Source organism: uncultured Thermomonas sp. (genome assembly GCF_937872235.1).
Taxonomy (GTDB): Bacteria; Pseudomonadota; Gammaproteobacteria; order Xanthomonadales; family Xanthomonadaceae; genus Thermomonas; species Thermomonas beijingensis.
In genome coordinates, this window is sequence record NZ_CALMPC010000015.1 from 1 (window position 1) to 6,931 (window position 6,931).

5 protein-coding genes are annotated in these 6,931 nt (G+C 63.2%); 3 read left to right on the plus strand and 2 right to left on the minus strand.

Annotation, left to right across the window (positions count from 1 at the left end):
- Positions 1-1,586 (plus strand): sodium-translocating pyrophosphatase (locus tag QWB57_RS01250; protein ID WP_288967993.1); only part of this gene is annotated, 1,586 nt, incomplete at its 5' end.
- Between the two features lie 73 nt (positions 1,587-1,659).
- Here QWB57_RS01250 and sucD read toward each other — a convergent pair.
- Both sucD and sucC read right to left on the minus strand, forming a co-directional pair.
- On the minus strand, positions 1,660-2,535 hold the full coding sequence (gene sucD, locus QWB57_RS01255) for a succinate--CoA ligase subunit alpha (protein WP_223625930.1): 876 nt from the start codon (positions 2,533-2,535) through the stop codon (positions 1,660-1,662).
- A gap of 12 nt (positions 2,536-2,547) precedes the next feature.
- On the minus strand, positions 2,548-3,714 hold the full coding sequence (gene sucC, locus QWB57_RS01260) for an ADP-forming succinate--CoA ligase subunit beta (protein WP_288967994.1): 1,167 nt from the start codon (positions 3,712-3,714) through the stop codon (positions 2,548-2,550).
- 129 nt (positions 3,715-3,843) lie between these two features.
- On the opposite strand from sucC, the gene QWB57_RS01265 reads away from it, so the two are divergent.
- Complete coding sequence (locus QWB57_RS01265; RefSeq protein WP_223625925.1) at positions 3,844-5,451, plus strand: ATP-binding protein; 1,608 nt, start codon at positions 3,844-3,846, stop codon at positions 5,449-5,451.
- Between the two features lie 74 nt (positions 5,452-5,525).
- Positions 5,526-6,931, plus strand: a 1,406-nt coding sequence (locus QWB57_RS01270) for a sigma-54 dependent transcriptional regulator (RefSeq protein WP_288967996.1), incomplete at its 3' end; no start/stop codon positions are given.

Sequence of the window (6,931 nt, forward strand, 5' to 3'; positions counted from 1 at the left end):
CGCGCAACCCGGCGGTGATCGCCGACAACGTCGGCGACAACGTCGGCGACTGCGCGGGGATGGCGGCCGACCTGTTCGAAACCTATGCGGTGACCATCATCGCCACGATGCTGCTGGGCGGGCTGATGTTCGCCGTGAACTCGCATGCGGTGCTGTATCCGCTGCTGCTGGGCGGGGTGTCGATCATCGCCTCGATCATTGGCGCGTTCTTCGTCAAGGTAAAGGCAGGCGGCTCGATCATGGGCGCGCTGTACAAGGGCGTGCTCGTGTCGGCGCTGCTGTCGGCGGTGGCGTTCTGGTTCGTCACCGCGGATCTGTTCCCGAACGGCTTGACGTCGCTCGACGGCAGCCTGGTGATTTCGTCAACCAACATTTTCTATTGCGGCCTGGTTGGGCTGGTGCTGACCGGCGTGATCGTGTGGATCACCGAGTACTACACCGGCACCCAGTACGCGCCGGTGAAGCACGTCGCACAGGCCTCCACCACCGGCCACGGCACCAACATCATCGCCGGCTTGGGCGTATCGATGAAGTCCACCGCACTGCCGGTGCTGGCGGTGTGCGCCTCGATCCTGGTGGCACACAAACTGGGTGGCCTGTACGGCATCGCGATCGCCGCGACCGCCATGCTGTCGATGGCCGGCATGATCGTGGCGCTGGACGCCTACGGCCCGATTACCGACAACGCCGGCGGTATCGCAGAAATGGCCGAGCTGCCGCCGGAAGTGCGCAACGTGACCGATCCGCTGGACGCCGTGGGCAATACCACCAAGGCCGTCACCAAGGGCTATGCCATTGGTTCTGCGGCACTGGCCGCGCTGGTGCTGTTCGCCGACTACACCCACAACCTGCAAACCGCGCATCCGGACGTGCAGTTCACCTTCGACCTGTCCAACCACATGGTGATCGTCGGCCTGCTGATCGGCGGCCTGATTCCCTATCTGTTCGGCGCGATGGCGATGGAAGCCGTGGGCCGCGCCGCCGGTGCGGTGGTGGAGGAAGTGCGTCGCCAGTTCCGCGACATCAAGGGCATCATGGATGGCAGCGGCAAGCCGCAGTACGACAAGGCCGTGGACATGCTGACCAAGTCGGCGATCAAGGAAATGATCGTGCCGTCGCTGCTGCCGGTCGCGGTACCGGTGATCGTGGGTCTGGCGCTGGGCCCGCAGGCGCTGGGCGGGTTGCTGATCGGCACGATTGTGACGGGCATCTTCGTGGCCATTTCGATGACCACCGGCGGCGGCGCATGGGACAACGCCAAGAAGTACATCGAGGACGGCCACTTCGGCGGCAAGGGCAGTGAGGCACACAAGGCTGCCGTCACCGGCGACACCGTGGGTGACCCCTACAAGGACACCGCAGGCCCCGCCGTGAACCCGCTGATCAAGATCATCAACATCGTGGCGTTGCTGATCGTGCCGCTGCTGCCGGTGAACACCCAACACACCGAAGCCGCCAAACCGCCGGTAGCGGTGAGCGCACCGGCCATGGAGCAGATGCAAGCCACGCCGGTGGCGGAAGACACTGCCCCCCCCCCTGCAGCGGAAACAGCACCCGCTGCCGATGCGGCCAAACCGGCGCAGTAAGTTTCATCAACACGCAGCAACAAAAACGGCGACCGCAAGGCCGCCGTTTTTGTTTGAGCATTGTGCGCCTGACTTACTTCGCCAACCGCTTGGCAATCGCCGCGCCCAGATCACCAGGGCTACGCACGGTGGTGATGCCGGCCTTTTCCATCGCGGCAAACTTGCCTTCGGCGGTGCCCGAGCCACCCGAGGCAATCGCACCGGCATGCCCCATGCGCTTGCCCTTCGGTGCCGACGCACCGGCGATAAAGCCCACCACCGGCTTCGTCACATGCTTGGCAATGAACTCGGCGGCCTCTTCCTCGGCACTGCCGCCGATTTCGCCGACCATGATGATGCCCTCGGTCTGCGGGTCGGCCTGGAACAACTTCAACGCGTCGATGAAGTTGGTGCCGTTGATCGGGTCGCCGCCGATGCCGATGCAGGTGCTCTGGCCCAGACCCACGTCGGTGGTTTGCTTGACCGCTTCATAGGTCAGCGTGCCGCTGCGCGAGACGATACCAATCTTGCCGGGCAAATGGATGTGACCGGGCATGATGCCGATCTTGCATTCGCCGGGAGTGATCACGCCGGGGCAGTTGGGGCCGACCAGCACGACGTCCGGAGTGCCCTTCAGTACGTTCTTGACGCGCAGCATGTCCAGCACCGGGATGCCTTCGGTGATGCACACGATGACTTTGATGCCAGCAGCCGCCGCTTCCATGATCGCGTCAGCGGCAAACGGCGGTGGCACGTAGATGACCGAGGCATCGGCACCGGTGGCCTGCACGCACTGCGCCACGGTGTCGAACACGGGCAGACCCAGGTGGGTGCTGCCGCCCTTGCCGGGTGTCACACCGCCCACAACCTGCGTGCCGTAATCCAGCATCTGCTGGGCGTGGAAGCTGCCTTGCGAGCCGGTAAAGCCCTGCACCAGCACCTTGGTGTTCTTGTTGATCAAAACGGACATGAGGGGATCCTTTTACTGGCCAGCGACGGCGGCAACCGCCTTCTTCGCGCCATCGTTGATGTCGTCGGCCGGAATAATGGCCAAGCCGGAGTTCTTCAGCAGGTCCTTGCCCGCTTCCACATTGGTGCCTTCCAGCCGCACGATCACCGGGATCTGCACGCCCACGTCCTTGACCGCCGCGATGATGCCTTCGGCGATCATGTCGCAACGCACGATGCCACCGAAGATGTTGACGAAGATCGCCTTCACCTTGTCCGACGACAGGATCAGCTTGAACGCCTCGGTCACGCGTTCTTTATTCGCACCGCCGCCGACATCCAGGAAGTTGGCAGGCGCGCCGCCTTCCAGCTTGATCACGTCCATGGTGGCCATCGCCAGGCCCGCACCATTGACCATGCAGCCGATATTGCCGTCCATCGTGACGTAGTTCAGGTCGTACTGGCTGGCGCGCACTTCGGTTTCGTCTTCCTGACGAATATCGCGCATCGCGGTCAAATCGGCGTGGCGGAAGCTGGCGTTGTCATCGGAATTGATCTTGCCGTCCAGCACCGCGAGATTGCCATCGGTGAGGATGGCCAGCGGGTTCAATTCGACCAATGCCAAATCTTTTTCGTTGAACAGGCGATACAGGCCCAACATGATCTTGGTCAGCTGGCCCACTTGCTTGGCGGTCAAGCCCAGCGCGAAACCGAGGTCGCGGCACTCGAACGGCTGCAAGCCTTGCACGTAATTGACGTGCAGGGTCTTGATGGCTTCGGGCTTCTCGTGCGCCACCTGCTCGATATCCATACCGCCTTCGGCGGAGGCGATGAAGGTGATCGACTTGGTATCGCGGTCCACCAACACCGACAGATAGAGCTCCTTTGCGATGTCGGTGCCTTCGCACACCAACACCGAATCCACCGGCAATTCAACGCCGGCGGTCTGATACGTCGCCATCCTGGTGCCCAGCATGCCCTTGGCATACTCACGCACTTCGTCCAAGGTCTTGGCCAGCTTCACACCACCGGCTTTGCCGCGGCCGCCAGCGTGGATCTGCGCCTTGATGACCCACAGGCCACCTGGGATGGTTTTGGCCGCATCAACGGCCTCCTCCGGCGTGCGCGCAACGCGCCCGGTCGGAACTGCAATGCCGTAATCGGCAAACAATTGCTTTGCCTGGTACTCGTGAAAATTCATGGATCACCCGGGGAGAGGACGGACATCCGTGCTGCTGGAGTAACCAGTCCGGCCCGGATGGAACCCCATTTTAGCGTGTTGCGGCGCGTCATGCGTTGCCAGCCCGCACGGTTCCCGCATACTCGCCTCATGTTGCAGGCCTATCTTCCTTCCGACACCCAGTCACTGCAGGTCGCGATTCGCCGCGAGCTGTACTCGTTCACCCTGTATCGGCTGCTGGAAGCGGCGCTGCTGTGTTTGACCGTGTTCGCCCCAGTTGGCATGATTTTTGGCCAGCCGCGGCACCCGCACTTGGCTGCGGGCATCGCTATTGTTTACCTGATTGCCGCCATTGCCTTGTTCTTCAGTGGCCGTCGTGGCCAAGTCAACACCCAAGTATGGACCGGCATCAGTCTTGACATCCTGGCCAGCACGCTGGCCACCAACGCACTGCCGAATGTGGGCTCGGGCATTGCGATGATGTTGTTGTTCAACATCGGCGCGGCCGCGTTGTTCCTGCCGTTGCGCAAGGGGCTGATGCTGGCCGCCATCGCCAGCGTGGCGCTGGCGCTGCAACTGGCCTGGAGCTACCTGACCCAAGAGGCCATCAACCGCCCGCTGATCGAAATTCCGATGTTCGCGCTCAGCTATCTGGCAATTGCAACATTGACCAGTTTGCTGGGCCAACAATTGCGCGCCACCGCCGCTCTGGCCGAACATCGCGGCAGCCAAGCCGCCAATCTGGCCGAAGTGAACGAGTTGATCATCCGCCGCATGCGCACCGGCGTGTTGCTGGTGGATGGGGATGGCGAGATCCGGCTGGCCAATGAAGCCGCGTTGCTGCATCTGGGTGCCGCCGGCGAGGGCCGGCGCATGCTGGCCACCGCCGCGCCCGCGCTGTATGCGCGGCTGCGCTTGTGGGAGCGCGATGGCACACAAGACACTACCCCCCTGCAATTGGCACAGGATTTGCCAGAAATCCTGCCGCGCTTTGCACGCATGCTGGCCGAAGGTGATCAGGTATTGGTGTTTCTGGACGATGCCGAGCTGGCGTCACGCCGCGCCGAGAGCCTGACCTTGGCCACCTTGGGCCGGTTTTCTGCCAGTTTGGCGCACGAAATTCGCAATCCGTTGGCGGCCATCAGCTACGCCACCCAGTTGCTGGAAGAGTCGCAAGACATCAACGCCTCCGACCGCCGCCTGCTGGAAATCATCTACCAGCAGACCCGCCGCATGAATGGCATCGTGGAAAGCGTGCTGGGGCTGGCCCGGCGCGAACGCGCCCAGCACGAGCATCTGGATTTGGGCGAATTTGCGCGTCAGTTTGTCGCCGAATATCTGCAAAACCACCCGCTGGACAACGACACCTTGGACATCAAAGTCGCACCCGGCGCGTTCCCCTGCTTGGCAGATCGCCGCCAATTGCAGCAAATCGTGACGGTGCTGGTGCACAACGCACTGGTGTACGGGCGCATGCCCGGCGCACCGGCACACGTCAGCGTGCATGTGTACCGCGATGACAAAGGCGCGCCGGTGCTGGATGTGCAAGATCGCGGCCCCGGCATCCCGGAAACCGTGGCGGCACAGATGTTTCGCCCATTCTTTACCACCTCCAGCCACGGCACCGGGCTGGGGCTCTACCTCGCCCAGGAGATGTGCCAAGCCAACCAGGCCGAGCTGCAACACATCCCCTTGCCAGCCGGCGGCACCTGCTTTCGGATCCGGTTGACCGGCGTCCGTGCGATCAGCACCGGCTGAACCGTACCCCTGCGCACACTGCCACAAAACGTCGCACTTGGACGCAGCGCGGCAACCGGGTATCTTTCAACCTAATGAATACACTCGCGCGCAGTACGTCCAACAGCGTCCTCATCGTCGATGACGAACGCGACATCCGTGAACTGTTGGTGCTCACCCTGGGCCGGATGGGGCTGAAGAGTGATACCGCCTCGTCCCTGCACGACGCCCGCGCCCTGCTGCGCCACAACCAATACGCACTATGCCTGACCGACATGCGCCTGGCCGACGGTTCCGGTATCGAGTTGGTGCAGGAAATCACCCAACTGTACCCGCACACGCCAGTGGCGATGATCACCGCCTTTGGCAACCAAGAGGCCGCAGTGGGCGCACTCAAAGCTGGCGCCTTCGATTTTGTCAGCAAGCCGGTGGACCTCACCGTGCTGCGCGGGCTGGTGCAGCACGCATTGAAACTGGGCTCGCAACCGCGTACAGCCAACGACACCGGCAGACCCTCGCCGGCCGCAGGCAGCGTGGCCGCTCGCCTGTTGGGCCAGTCGCCGGCCATGACCGAGCTGCGCACCACCTTGGCCAAGGTCGCCCGCAGCCAAGCCCCCGTGTACATCGCCGGCGAATCGGGCGTCGGCAAGGAACTGGTCGCGCGCACCATCCATGACGAAGGTGCACGTGCCAGCGGCCCGTTTGTGCCGGTCAACTGCGGCGCGATTCCGGCCGAGCTGATGGAAAGCGAGTTTTTCGGCCACAAAAAAGGCAGCTTCACCGGCGCGCATGCCGACAAAACCGGCCTGTTCCAAGCCGCCGAGGGCGGCACCTTGTTCCTCGATGAAATCGCCGAGCTACCAATGGCGATGCAAGTCAAACTGCTGCGCGCCATCCAGGAAAAATCGGTACGCCCGGTGGGTGCCAATGCCGAAGTCGCAGTCGATGTGCGCATTCTTTCGGCCACCCACAAAAACCTGGCCGCACTGGTCGATGAAGGCCGCTTCCGGCATGACCTGTACTACCGCATCAATGTGATCGAACTGCGCGTGCCGCCGCTGCGCGAACGCCGGCAAGACTTGACCCTGTTGGCCGACGCCATCCTCACCCGGCTGGCCACCGCGCAAGGCCGCCCGCAGCCGGTACTGCACGCCGGCGCCATCGAAGCACTGGCGCACTACAGCTTCCCCGGCAATGTGCGCGAGCTGGAAAACATCTTGGAGCGCGCCTTTGCCCTGGCCGACGACGACGGCATCCGCGCCGCCGACCTGCGCCTGCCGGATCTGCACCGCCCCGCCCACGCCACTCCGCCAGCGGCAATCAGCTTGGACCCCAGCAAAATCGACCCGCGCGAATCCTCCACCAGTGCCCTGCCCAGCTTCATCGAAGAAGTCGAGCGCAAGACCATCGAACTGGCACTGGCCGAAAACCGCTTCAACAAAACCCGCACCGCCGCGCAACTGGGCATCACCTTCCGCGCCCTGCGCTACAAGCTGAAAAA

Bases quoted from the DNA above. Each gene is read 5' to 3' on its own strand.
- sucD (WP_223625930.1), bottom strand. From the start codon at position 2,535: ATGTCCGTTTTGATCAACAAGAACACCAAGGTGCTGGTGCAGGGCTTT.
- sucC (WP_288967994.1), bottom strand. From the start codon at position 3,714: ATGAATTTTCACGAGTACCAGGCAAAGCAATTGTTTGCCGATTACGGC.
- QWB57_RS01265 (WP_223625925.1), top strand. From the start codon at position 3,844: ATGTTGCAGGCCTATCTTCCTTCCGACACCCAGTCACTGCAGGTCGCG.